This window comes from Dyadobacter sp. CECT 9275 (assembly GCF_907164905.1).
Taxonomy (GTDB): Bacteria; Bacteroidota; Bacteroidia; order Cytophagales; family Spirosomataceae; genus Dyadobacter; species Dyadobacter helix.
Genome location: NZ_CAJRAF010000002.1, coordinates 3957918 through 3974518, shown reverse-complemented (window position 1 = coordinate 3974518; position 16601 = coordinate 3957918). Strand labels below are relative to the sequence as shown.

At 46.0% G+C, this 16601-nt stretch carries 15 protein-coding genes; 10 read left to right on the top strand and 5 right to left on the bottom strand.

The window, feature by feature from the left end; genetic code table 11:
* Window positions 1–60: 60 nt before the first annotated feature.
* Window positions 61–1602, top strand: coding sequence for a YifB family Mg chelatase-like AAA ATPase (locus tag KOE27_RS24345; protein WP_215241312.1), 1542 nt, complete (start codon window positions 61–63; stop codon window positions 1600–1602).
* Window positions 1603–1671: 69 nt separating this feature from the next.
* Window positions 1672–2319: a Uma2 family endonuclease gene (locus tag KOE27_RS24340; protein WP_215241311.1), complete on the top strand. Its 648-nt coding sequence runs from the start codon at window positions 1672–1674 to the stop codon at window positions 2317–2319.
* A 6-nt stretch (window positions 2320–2325) separates the two neighbouring features.
* On the opposite strand, the gene KOE27_RS24335 is transcribed toward KOE27_RS24340, so the two are convergent.
* The 3 genes from KOE27_RS24335 to KOE27_RS24325 form a co-directional block, all read right to left on the bottom strand.
* Window positions 2326–3108 carry a hypothetical protein gene (locus KOE27_RS24335; protein WP_215241310.1) on the bottom strand — a complete coding sequence of 261 codons (783 nt, stop codon included), beginning with the start codon at window positions 3106–3108 and terminating at the stop codon, window positions 2326–2328.
* Window positions 3109–3278: 170 nt separating this feature from the next.
* Entirely contained in the window at window positions 3279–4100 is an 822-nt protein-coding gene (locus tag KOE27_RS24330) for an enoyl-ACP reductase FabI (RefSeq protein ID WP_215241309.1), read from the bottom strand.
* A gap of 111 nt (window positions 4101–4211) precedes the next feature.
* Window positions 4212–5231: an alpha/beta hydrolase gene (locus KOE27_RS24325; protein ID WP_215241308.1), complete on the bottom strand. Its 1020-nt coding sequence runs from the start codon at window positions 5229–5231 to the stop codon at window positions 4212–4214.
* Window positions 5232–5485: 254 nt separating this feature from the next.
* On the opposite strand from KOE27_RS24325, the gene KOE27_RS24320 reads away from it, so the two are divergent.
* From KOE27_RS24320 to KOE27_RS24285, 8 genes are all read left to right on the top strand, one after another.
* Entirely contained in the window at window positions 5486–6172 is a 687-nt protein-coding gene (locus KOE27_RS24320) for a response regulator transcription factor (RefSeq protein WP_215241307.1), read from the top strand.
* Window positions 6173–6210: 38 nt separating this feature from the next.
* Complete coding sequence (locus KOE27_RS24315) at window positions 6211–6726, top strand: DUF1905 domain-containing protein (RefSeq protein ID WP_229252923.1); 516 nt, start codon at window positions 6211–6213, stop codon at window positions 6724–6726.
* 112 nt (window positions 6727–6838) lie between these two features.
* Window positions 6839–7825 (top strand): porphobilinogen synthase, encoded by a 987-nt coding sequence (gene hemB / locus KOE27_RS24310; protein WP_215241306.1) that lies wholly within the window; start codon window positions 6839–6841, stop codon window positions 7823–7825.
* 167 nt (window positions 7826–7992) lie between these two features.
* Entirely contained in the window at window positions 7993–11292 is a 3300-nt protein-coding gene (locus KOE27_RS24305; protein ID WP_215241305.1) for a S41 family peptidase, read from the top strand.
* A gap of 127 nt (window positions 11293–11419) precedes the next feature.
* The gene (locus KOE27_RS24300) at window positions 11420–11821 is read left to right on the top strand and encodes a nucleotidyltransferase substrate binding protein (protein ID WP_215241304.1); all 402 of its coding nucleotides are present in this window, start codon (window positions 11420–11422) and stop codon (window positions 11819–11821) included.
* Window positions 11822–12124 (top strand): nucleotidyltransferase family protein, encoded by a 303-nt coding sequence (locus KOE27_RS24295; RefSeq protein ID WP_215241303.1) that lies wholly within the window; start codon window positions 11822–11824, stop codon window positions 12122–12124.
* A 97-nt stretch (window positions 12125–12221) separates the two neighbouring features.
* Window positions 12222–13751: a M20/M25/M40 family metallo-hydrolase gene (locus KOE27_RS24290; RefSeq protein WP_215241302.1), complete on the top strand. Its 1530-nt coding sequence runs from the start codon at window positions 12222–12224 to the stop codon at window positions 13749–13751.
* Window positions 13752–13914: 163 nt separating this feature from the next.
* A complete protein-coding gene (locus KOE27_RS24285; protein ID WP_215241301.1) occupies window positions 13915–14088 on the top strand; it encodes a hypothetical protein in 174 nt (57 codons plus the stop codon).
* A 63-nt stretch (window positions 14089–14151) separates the two neighbouring features.
* Here the strand turns inward: KOE27_RS24285 and KOE27_RS24280 are convergent, their stop codons facing one another.
* A complete protein-coding gene (locus tag KOE27_RS24280; protein WP_215241300.1) occupies window positions 14152–16335 on the bottom strand; it encodes a S9 family peptidase in 2184 nt (727 codons plus the stop codon).
* A gap of 89 nt (window positions 16336–16424) precedes the next feature.
* On the bottom strand, window positions 16425–16601 hold the full coding sequence (locus KOE27_RS24275; protein WP_215241299.1) for an Arc family DNA-binding protein: 177 nt from the start codon (window positions 16599–16601) through the stop codon (window positions 16425–16427).

Here is a 16601-nt window from a genome sequence, read left to right as displayed (position 1 = left end):
GAATAAGAGAATCACAGGATTACCTACATACACTTATTTAATAATTCTTCATTCATCAACATGTTAGCCAAAACTTTTGGAAGTGCTGTATATGGTGTAGACGCCACCATGATTACCATCGAAGTAACGGTAGGCCAGGGACTTGGCTTTTTTATGGTTGGCCTCGCCGACAGTGCCGTAAAGGAAAGCCAGCAGCGTGTAGAGGCTTCTCTGAAATATTTCAACTACAAAATGCCCCGGCAGAAAGTAGTGGTAAATCTGGCCCCTGCCGACATTCGTAAGGAGGGCTCCGCCTACGACTTACCCATTGCATTGTGTATACTGGATTCTTCTGAGCAACTGGAGGCCGAAAAAGACCTGAAAGATTATGTAATCATGGGAGAATTGTCTCTCGATGGTATCCTCAGGCCTATCAAAGGGGTACTCCCCATTGCAATACAGGCGCGCAAACAAGGCTTCAAAGGATTTATACTTCCTGCAGAAAATGCTCACGAAGCCGCCATCGTCAATAACATAGACATTATTCCTGTCGAAACGCTGGAAGACGCCATTGCCTTTTTTCGGGGTAAAAGCACTATAGAACCCCTTGTGGTTGATACCCGGGATCTATTTTTTACTTCACAAAATGACTACGCCGCAGATTTCAAGCACGTCCAGGGACAGGAGAATATTAAACGGGCGCTGGAAATAGCTGCTGCGGGTGGACACAACGCCATCATGATCGGGCCTCCGGGTTCGGGGAAAACCATGCTTGCCAAACGAATTCCGGGGATACTGCCTCCTTTGAGTTTACCGGAAGCCTTGGAAACTACCAAGATCCATTCCGTCGCAGGCAAGCTCGGAAAACGTGCCACGCTGGTTTCCCGAAGACCGTTTCGCTCACCACATCATTCCATCAGCGATGCCGCGCTGGTAGGCGGCGGAAGTTTTCCTCAACCGGGAGAAATCTCGCTGGCTCACAACGGGGTATTGTTTCTGGATGAACTCCCGGAATTCAAGAGATCGGTTCTGGAAGTGATGCGCCAGCCTTTAGAGGAACGGAAGGTAAGTATTTCCAGGGCCAGGATGGCTGTTGAATTTCCGGCCAATTTCATGCTCATTGCCAGTATGAACCCTTGCCCATGCGGTTATTACAACCACCCTGATAAGGAATGCGTATGTGGCCCGGGTGTTGTTCAAAAATATCTTAACAAAATAAGCGGCCCGCTGCTCGACCGTATTGATCTGCATGTGGAGGTAACTCCGGTTTCTTTTGACCAGATCGCCTCGACCCGTAAATCGGAAAGCAGCGAGCAGATACGTGAGCGTGTCATTAAAGCCCGCGACAGGCAGACCGACCGTTTTAAGGATCAGAAGGAAATATATTCCAATGCCATGATGCCCCCGGAGCTCGTGAAGGAAATATGTGTAATCGGGGATCCGGGCAAAGCGCTGCTCCGTACAGCAATGGACAGGCTTGGACTTTCGGCCCGGGCCTATGACCGCATATTAAAAGTTTCACGCACCATTGCCGACCTTGCCGATAGTGAAGATATTAAAGTGGAACATCTGGCAGAAGCCATCCAGTACAGGAGCCTGGACCGGGAAAATTGGGCAGGATGATAATTCAGGTTGATACTGATTAACTGGTCAATTTTTATTATTTTTGAATACACAACATACTATACTCCCATGAGCAACCGCATTATTTCTGAGATACTTAGCGAACCCGACGCATACTTTCTGCTACAGGAGGCCCATACGATGCTTAACAGAGAAAGACAAAGACGACAGGAATTTTACAATCAGATAACCGAGCAGGAAAAAGTGGAATTCATAAACGGGGAGATCGTTATTCACTCCCCGGTAAGGAAAAGGCACAACCAGGCCTCATTGCTACTCGCTCAGATGTTAAATATTTATTCTGCTAAATACAACCTGGGTTATGTTGGTATTGAAAAAATAATGATTACACTCACCAGGAATGATTATGAGCCGGATATCTGTTTTTTTCGCAAAGAAAAATCTGTATTGTTTTCCGAAGATCAAATCCTTTTCCCGGCACCGGATTTAGTCATTGAAATCATATCGGATTCCACCGAAGAACGCGACAGAGGCGTTAAGTTCAAAGATTACCAGGCTCATAAAATTGAAGAATACTGGATCATCGATCCCGAAAACCAAACACTGGAACAATATCATTTAAAAGGAGATACTTACAGTCTCCTCTTAAAGTCGGCCCAGGGTATGGTGAAAAGTTTTGTTGTGGATGGTTTCCAGATTCCTATAACTGCCATTTTTGACGAAACGGAAAATTTGAAAACTGTACTTACACTGTAATCCAAACTACAACTCTTCCACACTCACCCCGCCCAATTCCTGAAACAGGGTCTGCCAGTAATGGGTTACATGTGGATTGTTTTCCTTTGAAGATGCCGTTGGTTCGAACGGGGAAACGATGGTAACCTCAGGTGAACCAATGACGTATTGTTCCAGCTTTTTAGAATCTGCCTTTGCTTCCTGTTCCGCCTGCTCATCATTTGACGGCGCACTGATGTGAAAATCCCGCCGGTCGGCTCCCTTTACGCTCTCAATCATATCACTGAAATAATAAACCTTCACCTGCGCTCCGCTTTCATTTGCTTTGGCTATCACCGGCAAACTGGCCCAGATGTCAGTCGACTGATTAGATGCTCCGGTATTTTGCTGATTGAGTTTGATCATTGCCTGGCGAAGGAATATACTTTTTTCTTTTTGCAGTGATAGCTGAAAAGCCGTTTCTATTCCCTCCTTGTCGGTTGCGTTGGCCCCCTCCAGGTTATCCATTTCGCTTCTGACGGTGAGGGATAGGGCGCGCGCTTTGGAGGTGTTCTCATGAATGAAATAAACTTCGAGTTTGTCCCCTTTGTTCTTCATATTGTTCTCCACAATATCTGTCAGCACCTGCCGGTATTTTTGTCCTACATAAACTTTGTTGACATTGACGCTCTGCGTTTTATCTAAAAAAACCAGGGTGTAAACCGGCGCATCAGGGACCGCCTGAGGTTTTTCCTTTTCGCTCCCGCACGCGAATAATAATGTTGCAAGAAGTATGAAAAGAGTATGTCTCTGAATGATCAGTGATTTCATGGAAACAGATTTTATGTTAGGGTACCGATGTAAATGAAGCACTAAGCTACTGAGTTCATAAATACCATACCACGCCGAACGCGCAATTCGGGCAAATATTTTATCTTCAAACAAAAATCCCTCCAAATCACAACGACCTGAAGGGATCTTTATAAAGAATAGCTGCTTGGCTACTGCTGTTGTTGCTGGATCATCTGTACCAATTCTTCCGAAATACCAGTTGAAGAATATCCTCCGTCATGATACAGATTTTGCATTGTAACATATCTTGTAAGGTCTGAGAATAAAGTGATTGCATAATTTGCGCAATCTTCCGCAGTAGCATTTCCCAACGGGCTCATTTTCTCCGCAAAATCATAAAACGCATCAAACCCGTCAATTCCTGACCCCGCTTTTGTTTTTGTGGGTGACTGGGAAATGGTGTTGACCCTCACGTTTTTGGCTTTTCCATAACGGTAACCATAACTCCTTGCGATGCTTTCCAGCATAGCCTTTGCTTCCGCCATGTCTCCATAAAAGGAATAGGTACGTTGTGCTGCAATATAGGAAAGTGCAACCACCGACGCCCATTCGCTTAGTGCATCCTGCTTTTCGGCAACCTGTAAAAATTTATGCAGGGAAATGGCAGAGATATCGAGGCCCTTTTGCATCCATTCATAGTTAAGGTCTCCATATGCCTTGCTTTTGCGCACATTCAGAGACATCCCTATTGAGTGCAGTACAAAATCTATTTTTCCTCCCAATATCTCCGTCGACTGTGAAAAAAGTTTTTCAATATCCTCTACCGAAGTAGCATCTGCAGGTATAATCTGTGCGTCACACGCTTTGGCAAGATCATTAATTGCCCCCATTCTCATCGCGATAGGCGCGTTGGTGAGCGTAAAAGTTGCCCCTTCTTCTTTTGCCTTTAAAGCTATTTTCCAGGCAATGGAGTTTTCATCCAATGCCCCTGATATGATTCCCCTTTTTCCTTTTAATAAACCGTAAGCCATGGTTCCCTATTATTGGTTGTTTGGATATTGTCTTTTTAAGGCGGCAAAGTAAAGCAATTTTGACCGCTTAATCTATCATTTCGCCAGCTGATAACCCTCAGATTCTGTAATTCAAGGTTGTGCAGCAGTAGTTTCTACTGGTTGAAGATGAAGTTTTTCCCTGAAAAACCGATCCGTCGCTTCATACACTCCCTGGATATCCTTTGATCTGAGGCGTGATGCTATCACATGATCTGCTGATTCAGGAAATGCTTTTTCCACTTTCATGTCGCCGGGAGTGCCCAGCAAAGGGAACATTTTTTTCATTTCGGCTACGGATACCGTCTGGTCCTGCTCCTTTTCATTTTTGTAATAATACCCCATAAACACCGGCATGGTAATTTTTTTATAAACCTCCGGCCTTGATACAGCATCCATTGTTTGCTGCAGCGTAATCAGTCCGTTGCTATTGTAACTCTGAAGCCAGTAATTGGCCAGTTCGGGAATACTGTCTACCGTAAGCCGATGCTCCCCCAGTATGCCGTGTAGTATTTCTTTCCCCCAGGGTCCGGTTATAAGCTTCAGAGCCGGTGTGGCAACCTGCATACAGGGGGAATACAGAACAAGTCCTTTCATCTCCGGATGTTCCGCTGCAAGGTATACCGAGAGCAAACCGCCGGCCGAAGTACCCATCAGGATCACACTATCTCCCAGTACCTTACCGATCGCCAGCGCTCTTTTAGCACCCTCCATAAACAGTTCGGGTGTAAGATCGTCAAAAGCATTGGGGTCATTGATACCGCTGTCATACAGGCGGGCCAGGTATAAATTAGCGCCATACCTTTTGGCCAGGTCGCGGTGAATAGGATCACCCTCAGCCCAGCTCGCCCCAAATCCGTGAATGTACACAATGCTGTAGGGTGTCTTACTTTTTTTGGTACTGTCTGCCCAGATAATCCTGGCCTGGTTATCGGGCTTCAGGCCCTTCACCGCTTCTTCCGAAGCATTAATTTCTTCTTCCAGTTGTGCCAGATTCTGCGTTACGGAAGGCAGGGCCGGATCAAATTTAGCCTCAGGAACTCTGGGGCCTGTCAGATATACCACGATCAGAACGGCAAAGAAAACGAAAAGCCACAACACGATTTTTAACATATATTAAGAGTAATGAAGGTTTCAATGCATCGAAAGTTCGCTAGTTTTAGGGATTTAATCCTCATCTGTCCAAAGGTATTTAACAACCGGTATTTTTTTGAGTAGAAATGACGTTCAGTGGCGTAATGAAATGAAAGCTGTACAGAAATTCCCGCGATGTTCCTGAGGTACTAAATTTAAAAAATATGAAGTAAATGCTGAGCTTTACCTTTGGAAATTCATGAAAAGATTCAGTACATATATCAAAATACCAGATGGCCAATCTATTACTTGTTGAAGACGATATTAATCTGGGGGCCTTGCTGCAGGAGTACCTTATAGACAAAGGTTATCCCACCGATCTGGCTACGGACGGGCAGAAAGGATGGCAGTGTTTCGTGGATAAACAATATGACCTTTGCATATTTGACGTAATGATGCCCAAAAAAGATGGCTTTTCGCTCGCCAAGGAAGTTCGCATGAGCGGACGTGACGTCCCCATCATTTTCCTCACGGCCAAGTCCATGAAGGAGGATACCATGCAGGGCTTCAGAGTGGGCGCGGATGACTACGTTACCAAGCCATTCGACAGAGAGGAACTTTTGCTTCGTATCGAGGCCATACTTCGCCGCTACCGCAAACAGCCGGACCAAAAGGAGGAAAATAAAATTTATACAATAGGTACTCTGACCTTTGATTATGCTCATCAGCAACTCAGCAGTGAAGGAAAAACCTCCCGTCTTACCAGCAAGGAATCGGAACTGCTGCGCCTTTTTTGCCAGAACATCAACCAGCCCATCAGCAGAAGTTTTGCCCTAAAAACCATCTGGGGTGATGATTCCTATTTCAATGCCCGTAGCATGGATGTATATATCACCAAGCTCAGGAAGTACCTTAAGGAAGATCCAGCCATCCAGATCATGAACCTGCACGGCGAAGGCTTCAAACTGATGGTCGGATAAGGCCGGAACGCATACAATCTGCCGGGAACTTTTTAAATTTGACAGAAATATCCCTGGCTATGGCTGTTGATTTTGAAACACGTATTCATAAACTGGAACATCTGGCAGGCTTTTACCTGGAGATCCCGTCCGACATTGTCCAGAAATTAGGCGGTTTGAACAACCGGCTCATCTGCACGGCCAATCAGAGTCTCAGCTGGCAATGCGGCCTGGCGGCGCTGGGCAATGGAAGCGCGTACATTACTTTTGCTTCTCCCAAAATGAAAAAGCTAAAGGTAAAAGAAGGTGATACCGTCCATGTTTCACTTCAGCATGACCATAGTGACTATGGCGCCAAAATGCCAGTAGAATTACAGGAAGTACTGGATCAGGACGATGAAGGCAACCGCAGATTTCACAAAATGGCAGCAGGTAAGCAGCGTTATATCATGACTTACATCAGCGATATCAAAAGCGGACAGCTCAGGATTGAGCGCGCCGTAAGAATTATCGAAAACATTAAAAGACTTACCGAAGGCAAAGAGAAATTCGCTGATTTCATGAAAGTGAAATAACAGTTATCTGATTTTACGAAACCGCTCCCGCCTTCCCGGTGTTAAAAACAGCAACAAAAAAACAGTCATACAGGCCAAAGTCAAAAATAAAGGCCAATAGCTTTAACTACAAATGATTAACATATCCCGCCGCCCACGGCGTAACCGAAAATCTTCCGCAATACGCGACCTGGTACAAGAAACGAATCTTCAGGTTTCTGATTTCATATTCCCCATGTTTATCCAGGAAGGAATAAGCCAGAAAGTGGAGGTGAAATCCATGCCTGGTATTTACCGCTTTTCACTGGATAATCTGCTGGAGGAATTAAAAGAAGTGACTGACCTGGGTATCAGGGCTATTGATCTTTTCCCGAATTATCCAGAAAGCAAAAAAGACAGGATCGCGTCAGAAAGTTACAAGGAGGATACCTTTTACCTGAAAGCCATCACTGCGATCAAAGATCAATTTCCGGACCTGGCCATTATGACCGACATCGCCATGGACCCTTACAGCTCCGACGGCCACGACGGCCTTGTTGAAGATGGCAGGATTCTCAACGATGCCACACTGGACATTCTGGGAAAAATGGCTCTGGCACAATCCAAAGCTGGGGCCGACATACTCGGGCCTAGTGATATGATGGACGGCCGTGTAGGGTATATGCGCAGCCTGCTGGACAGCGAAGGATACACAGACGTTAGCATTATGTCTTATTCAGCCAAATACGCAAGTGCTTTTTACGGGCCTTTCCGCGACGCCCTTGAGTCTGCTCCGAAATTTGGAGATAAAAAAAGTTACCAGATGAACCCCGCCAACTCCCGTGAGGCCTTGCTGGAAGCTCAGCTGGATTTTGAAGAAGGAGCCGATATGCTAATGGTGAAACCCGCACTCTCCTATCTGGACATTATCCGGCTGTTGAATGAAAACTTTGATATACCCATTGCTGCTTATAATGTTTCGGGAGAGTATGCCATGGTGAAAGCCGCTGCTCAAAATGGCTGGCTGGACGGCCAGCGGGCCATGATGGAAATTCTGATGAGTATCCGCCGTGCCGGAGCAAAATGTATCCTTACCTATTTTGCCAAGGAGGCAGCTGTTATCCTTAACGGGAAAAATTAACGTTTGATATGCTGCCTTACAGTATTAAGCTAAATCCAGCTTGGCACATTGGCTTTATTTAAATTCCTGAAAGCATGCCCGTGAGTGAAACTTTGAACTGGTACTGTTAATTTAAACCTGATATCCAAACACGAAGTAGTTTTAGTATTAGCCATAACCATCTCAAAATGAAAAAACTATTCTTCTTTTTTTGTCTGTCTAACCTACTCCATATCGGCCTTCTGGCCCAGGAAACCCGTTTGCTTCGTTTTCCTGCCGTGTACAGGAATCAGGTGGTATTTTCTTACGCCGGAGACCTTTATACCGTTGCCCGTGAAGGTGGCACGGCGCGCAGGATAACCAGTCACCCCGGTTATGAAATGTTTCCCAGGTTCAGCCACGATGGGAAGCAAATTGCATTTACAGGGCAATACGACGGTAATACCGAAGTTTTTGTAATCCCTTCCACCGGCGGCGAACCCCGGCGGATTACCTACACTGCTACCCTGGGACGAGACGACATAGCCGACCGCATGGGGCCCAACAACGTAGTGATGGGCTGGACACCGGATGATCAGCACGTTTTATACCGTAACCGCGGAACTTCTTTCAATCCTTTTAAGGGAAAGATCTACAAAGCGCCCTTGTCCGGTGATCTGAGCGAAGAGCTTCCGTTTACAGTTGCCAGCTGGTGCAGTTACAATGAGGATGGCTCCAGACTGGCCATGAACAGAGTTTTCAGGGAATTCCGGACCTGGAAATATTACAAGGGAGGAATGGCGGACGATGTCTGGATTTTTGATACTAAATCTGGAAAATCGGAAAACATCACTCATCATCCGGCACAGGATATTTTCCCGATGTATTATAAAAACAAGGTTTATTTCCTGAGCGACCGCGACCGGACAATGAACTTGTTCGAATATGACTCCCAAAGCAGACAGACCAAAAAAATCACGAATTTCACCGAATTTGACTGTAAGTTCCCGTCACTTGGAAATGATGCCATTGCGTTCGAAAACGGGGGATATATCTACCTGCACAACCTGGAAACCGGCAAAACGGATAAACTTACCGTAACCATTTCCGAAGACTTTTCATCCGGTCGCAACAAGCAAATCAATGCTGCCAATTTTAATACCAGCTATGCCATAGCTCCCGACGGAAAAAGGGCTGCTTTTAGCGCAAGAGGTGATATTTTTACCGTACCAGCCAAAAGCGGTGTAACCCGTAACCTCACGCAGAGCAGCGGCGCCCACGACCGGAATGTAGAATGGAGCCCTGACGGTAAATGGATCAGTTATGTTTCTGATCGCACCGGCGAGGATGAGCTGTTCATTCAGAAACAGGATGGGACTGAACCTGCCAGGCAACTAACAAAAGGTGGGGGTAGTTATAAGTTCAACCCGGTATGGAGTCCCGACAGCAAGTATCTGATGCTCGGGGACAGAAACCAGGACCTCTATTACATCCATGTGGCAACGGGTGCCAAAACCCTGGTGACCCATAATGATTCGCGGGAGATTGATGATTATACTTTCGGCCCCGATAGCAAATGGGTCGCATTTACAGACCCCGGAAAAGCCCGCGAATTTGATGTAATCCGTCTGTACAACATCGAAACAAAGAAAATTATAGCTGTTACCGACAACTGGTACAATAGCAGCCAACCAGCCTTCAGCCCCAACGGAAAGCTGCTGTACTTTGTTTCGGCCCGCGACTTTAATCCCACTTACAGTAATACGGAGTGGAATCATGCCTACACGGATATGGACAAGCTGTATGTAGTGCGGCTGGCCCGGGATGTAAAGTCATCATTTCAAATTGAAAATGATGAAGCTGGCGTCAAACCGGATAGCAGTTCCACTTCTAAAACCGATGAAAGCGTTAAAAGTAAAAACAAGAAAAATCCACCTGCCAAAGAAGGTATTAAACCTGCTTCCGGAGACGCTATCGTAAAAATAGACGAGGCAGGGCTGGCAGATCGTATCGAAAGCCTGCCGGTTTCGGCCGGGAGCTATTTCCGGCTGGTTCCTTCCGAAGAAGGTATTTATTACACCACAACCGCCACGGGCAAACAGCGTGCTTTTAAATATTTTAGTCTGAAAGATAAAAAAGAAAGCGATATCGGGGATTTTGACGGATATGTAATGAGTGGAGATACCAAAAAGATCCTGCTCAAAAAGATGAACGAATGGTTTATCGAAGACCTTGGAACATCAAAACTCGATCCGAAAAACAAACTTGACCTGAGTGGTTTAAAAATCAGTACCGACCTGCATGCCGAATGGAAACAGGTTTACGATGAAAGCTGGCGTCAGATGCGGGATTATTTTTATGATCCAGGTATGCACGGCGTGAACTGGAAAGCCATGCACGACAAATATGCTGCTCTGCTGCCTTTTGTCAATCACAGAAATGACCTGACTTATCTGATCGGAGAGCTGATCGGCGAACTGAACATCGGCCATGCCTATACCAACCCCGGCGACCGCCCGGAAGTTGAACGTCTTAAAATGGGCTTGCTAGGAGCAACGTTCAGCCGTGATAAAAGCGGATATTATAAAATCGAAACAATCCTATCCGGGGAAAGCTGGAATAAGACACTGGTATCTCCGTTACGAGCTCCCGGTGTAGACGTTAAACCCGGCGATTTTATTATCCGTTTGAATGGGAATGACGTCAAAACCTTCACCAACCTGTATCAGGGTCTTATCGGAAAAGCAGGGCAAATCGTAGAGCTCGAGGTGAACAGCATCGCATCTGCAAATGGAAGCCGTAAAGTTTTTGTGAAACCCATTGCCGACGAAGCAGACCTCTATTATCATCAGTGGGTGCAGAACAATATTGCAAAAGTAACCAAAGCTTCGGGCGGTAAAATCGGGTATGTACATATTCCGGATATGGGGCCTGCGGGACTTAACCAGTTTGCCCGTTATTTTTACCCACAGCTCGACAAGGAAGCCCTTATCATTGATGACCGCGGAAATGGCGGCGGAAACGTATCGCCGATGATCATAGAACGTCTGCTCCGCCGGCCTGCTTTGGGTGCCATGATGCGCAACAGCAAAACAGCATCCGTCAAACCCGATGCACAGATTGGCCCGAAGGTTTGTCTGATCGACCAGTATTCGGCATCGGACGGAGATTTATTCCCCTATCAGTTCCGGTTTTACAACATCGGGCCGCTGATCGGACAACGTACATGGGGCGGTGTCGTAGGTATTCGCGGATCGCTGCCATTTATCGACGGAAGTGATCTTCGCAAACCAGAGTTCGCTCATTTTGCTGCGGATGGCTCCGGATTCATCATAGAGGGCGAAGGTGTATCTCCTGATATGGAAGTAGTTAATGACCCTCATGAAGAGTATATGGGCAAGGACGTACAGCTTAGCCGTGCCATTGAAGAGCTTACCAAAAAGCTGGCTGAGCCCGGCGCGAAAGGGGTGCCCGCAATTCCCAAGTTTCCGGATAAATCGGGAAAATGATCCTACCTTTGTATCAGCTCCAGACAGGCAGTCTGGAACTGGTGTGGAACATCAACCGGAGAAGTAATACCGCCCGTTTTTGTTTTCCAAAACTGAAATAATGCAGACTTAACCGGGTATCCAGCGCATGAGTACTCCGGACATCAGATGGAAGCAAAGATTTCAAAATTTGGAGAAATCACTGCATTTTCTTGAACAGGCCATAGAAATCCAAAATCCGGATATTATCCAGAAGGCTGGATTAATCCAGTTTTTTGAAATTAGCTTTGAACTCTCCTGGAATGTACTCAAAGAATATATGGAAGAACAGGGATTCACTGAATTACGCTCTCCCAGGGATACCATTAAAAAAGCGTTTGAAATAGGGCTGATAACAGATGCCCATACCTGGCTTCAAACCCTGCAGAACCGGGATCTGACTTCTCACACCTACGATGAAGAAACGGCAGAAAAGCTTGTCCGTGAGATTGAATCGGTTTATTACCCTCTGTTAAAGCAAGTAGCAAACCAATTGAAATCTGAATTGTAAATGTTTGGTCTGAAGGAATCTGACATATCCGATATCACACAAATACTAAACCGCTACCCGGGAATTAGCAGAGCCTATATCTTTGGAAGCCGGGCTAAAGGAAATTACAAAAGCGGAAGCGATGTTGATATAGCCGTTAAAGGTGATGACATTTCTTATGATACTATTTTAAACATTGCCGCTTATCTGAACGAGGAAACCTTAATGCCCTATCATTTTGATGTATTGAATTATCAAACAATTCAGAGTTCAGATCTAAGGGAACACATAGACCGAACGGGTATTATGTTTTATCAAAAATAGCTCTGCCGCTCATCTCCAAATGATTCAAATTGTCGCCAAAGCACTGTTTTTGATAAAAAATTTACAGGCTGATAATCATAAATTCTACCTTTTTGCCATGACGAGAAATATATTATTATTTACCTGCAGCTTCCTGATTGCAGCCATACCCGGCTTTTCCCAAAAGAAAAATGCATTACCTCCCGAGTTTTCGATCAAAAAAACCGAAACAGAAGCACATATGCGGTTTCTGGCATCCGACGAACTCATGGGCCGCCGGACGGGTGAACAGGGCAATATGGTTGCGGCCAGGTATATTGCAGAACAGTTCAGGAAACTGGGCATTGGGAATGTTCCGGGCGTTTTCGCAAGTCCCACCGACTCCTATTTTCAAAATGTACCTTTTGAAAAAATGGGGCCAAACGGCACAGGGGAAATTACCATTGATGCTCAGATATTAAAAAGTGGCCAGGACTGGATACTGATGAGTGGAGGCGCGGCGGATCTGCATGCAGAACTGGTATATGCTGGCTATGGTCTGGAAAATCAGGCGAAAGCGTGGGATGACTACAAAGATCTGGATGTGAAGGGAAAAATAGTATTGGTTCAGAGCGGAACGCCGGAAGTTCAGACACCGTCAGAAATCATTGCGGTTTCTTCAGAAAAACGCAGCATAGCCATTCAGAAAGGAGCAGCCGGGCTGATCGAGTTATTCAATGCGCCTGTCCCCTGGAACATGGTCAACAAATATTTTACGGGTGAAAAAATTTCTCTGGGCGAAGAAAGCATTACCTCAGCCCAAGCTTTCCCGCACGCCTGGGTGAATGGCAAAGAAGCAAATTTGACCCGAACTTTAAGGAGTGCAAAGCAAGTGGGATTTAAAACCAGCGGCAGAACAAGGCAGCTCGTGAGTAGCTACAACGTTGCGGGGTATATCCCGGGATCTGATCCGAAACTTAAGAATGAATATATTCTGCTGACCGCACATTATGACCACGTGGGTACCGGAAAACAGGGAGGGCAGCCTTTTAGCCCGGAGGATAGTATTTTCAATGGCGCCCGTGACAACGCTTTTGGGACAGTTGCCCTGCTGACTGCCGCAGAGGCATTTGCCCGAAAACCTCCTAAACGATCGGTTTTAATCATTGCGCTAACGGCTGAGGAGGTCGGCCTGTTGGGAAGTCGTTACTATACGGCTCATCCGTTGCTTCCTCTGAAAAACTGCATTTTTAATATCAACTCCGACGGTGCCGGTTACAATGATACGAGTATCGCGGCAGTGATGGGCCTTGAACGTACTGGTGCCAGAGCCGAGATAGAGAAGGCCTGCCAGGCTTTTGGCTTGGGAGTTTTTGCCGACCCGTCACCTGAACAAGGATTATTTGACCGCTCCGATAACGTAAATTTTGCTAAGGAAGGTATTCCTGCCCCTACCTTTACGCCGGGTTTCAGGGAGTTTAACGGCGACATTATGAAACATTACCATCAGGTATCGGATCATCCCGAAACCATTGATTTCGATTATCTGCTTAAATTTTCACAGGCTTTTACCTACGCAGCCAGGCTCATTGCCAACCGTGCCACAGCACCACAGTGGACCAAAGGGGACAAGTACGAGGAAGCCTCTAAAAGACTGTATAATAAATAGTTAAACAGATTTTTTCATTTTACTCAGTATATTGAGTAAATTTACTCAGCACATTGAGTAAAATGAAAGATATGTTTGAAAGATCTCATTTACAAATAGTTACAGAAAGACTGAATGAACCTCGTCGATTCAGTCAGGTATTGATTGGGAAATCGATTTTGTGATGGAGTCCTCAGGACAACTTATCGGGATTGAAGTGAAAAGCGGAGGCAAACAGGATTCATCGGGAATGGCCGCTTTTCAAAAACAATTTAATCCTAAAAGGATACTTCTTGTAGGAGATACAGGACTACCCTGGCAGGAATTCCTTACACTTGATCCATTTACTTTATTCTGATAATACCATAACCGGCAGGGATATGCCGGTTATGGTATTATCAGAATCCCCGGATATTTCCACCTAGCGGCCTCCGGGAGGACAGTACCTTTTCAGGTAATCCGTACAGAGCGTCCGCAAATGCCTGCTGGTTCCTTCCCCTTCGGAGATACTGTGCGTGCGGTTGGGATACGGCATCACCTGAAAAATTTTATTGTACTTCACAAGTTCATTAATAAGCATTTCGGCATTCTGGTAATGTACATTGTCATCTCCTGTTCCATGTATGTACAACAGGTTACCTTTCAGGTTCTTAGCATAGGTAATGGGAGAGCCTTTTACAAAATCTTCGTTATTTTCCTGAGGCAGGCCCATGAATCTTTCTTCATAGATATTGTCATAAGTCCGTAAGTTGCTGATGGCCGCTACCGCAATACCCGTTTTGAATATTTCGGGATACTGAAACAGCAGGCTAAGCGTAGACGAACCGCCGCCGCTCCATCCATGCACCGCTACCCGGCTGGTATCTATGAATGAAAATTTCTCCAACATGGCCGTTGCCCCTCCGGCAAAATCCCGGATGTTAACCCTCCCCAAATTTCTGTAAATGGCTTTTCTCCAGGCGCTTCCCTTTGGGGAAGGAGTACCTCTGTTATCTATGGACGCATATATATACCCATCTTCTGCCATGTTCCCATCGTAAATCCGGTTATTTCCAGTACCATACATATCTTTCACAGTACTGCTGGCGGGTTCTCCATAGACGAAAAAAACAATCGGATATTTCCGGGCAGGGTCAAATGCTTTCGGCTTCACCATCCATGCATCCACTTCCACGCCCTCGGCAGTCTTCAGTTTGAAAAACTCAATGTTCTTGTTCCCGGTATTGATCTGTCCGGCCATTTTGGCTATTGAGTTATCCGGGTCGATGGCCGTATGGCCGGGAAGCGCAATCCACTCCCCCATTGGTGCCGTTTTGGCATTCGAAAAAGAATGCAGCGCAAATTTGCCTCCCGGAGCTATATCGTATTCGTGCGTTCCGGGCTGGTCAGCAGGCGAAACCCTCACCGCTTTTCCTTTTCCGTCCAACGAAACCTTATACAGATAACTTTGGGTAGCATTATCGGGTGAGGCCATAAAATAATAGGTATTGTTTTTTTCGTCAATCCGTACCGGACTGATCACATCATAATCTCCGGCAGTAATCAGTGTTTCCTTTTTGCCGTCACGGCTTATGCGATAGGTATGCCGCCAGCCGTCTTTTTCACTCACCCATAGAAATTCTTTTCCATTACTGATCCAATCCCAGCCAACGGGATCGTCCTCCCAGCGGCTCTTAATATCTATCCATGCATCGTCTGATTCCGTATAAAACGGTTTCGCCGAACCCGTTGCGGTATTGATGTAAAAAAGAGTGCTATGGTTTTGTTTACGGTTTAACTGCTGAACGACCAGCTCTCCGGGCTGCCCCGACCACTCCATTCTGGGCAGATAGGTGTTTCCAGGGTCCCCGGGGATATTCATCCATTTTGTAGCTCCTCCCGTTGCTCCAACCACTCCGATTCTGTACGGTGAAGGTGCTTCGCCTACCTTGGGATATTCAACCGGCACCGTAAATGAATAAATTGAATCCGTATTGTTGATCATCAGAAAGCTGCGGACCTTGCGCGCATCCAGCTGCCAGTAGGCAATTGATTTGCTATCGTCACTCCATCGGAAGCCATCGCGGCAATCGAATTCTTCCTCATAGGCCCAGTCAAATGTTCCGTTAATGACCCGGTCCGTTCCATCTTTTGTGAGCGGAGTAATGGTTCCGCTGGCCAGGTCTTCTGCATAAACATTATGCTTGCTGACATAGGCCACTTTTTTGCCATCAGGAGAAAACTTGGCAAACATCAGCGATGACGGTGGCAAGCTCTTACCAAGTTGTTTTAAAGATTTAGACGTGATATCCAATACCCAATAATCTCCCCGGGTGTCATACCGCCACACTTTTTTTGAATTGGTATAAATCAGCACCTTGTCGCCGGCATTGCTCATGGAATAACTTCTGACAGGCAGAGAAGCCCCCATCGCACCAGGGGTGAGGTCGGCTTTGGAAGCAATCACCTTTGCTTGCCGGGAAGGCATGGATACCTGGATAATCTCGCCGTCCTCCACATCACGATACCCCGAGCCATCAGCTAACCACTGAAAAGTAGCTGGAACCTGGGCCAAAAGCCGGACAGAGATCAGAAAGAGAAATAATGTTTTTAGGATTAACTGCATGTAAGCTGGCTTAGAATTAAGTAGTATGACAACTATATCACAATGTTAATACTTAGTTTTACAAAATTGAAATGCGCTGGACAGTAATATTATTGATCCTCCCCTGGCGTAATCTTTTTTCGTCCATTTTTTTTCTTCCTGATTGCCTCACTGAGCAGATACTCTATCTGACCGTTCAAACTGCGAAAATCCTGCTGTGCCCAGACTTCCAGTTCCTTGAGCATTTCAGGATTCACGCGTAAAACAAATGGTTTTTTCTCAGCCAT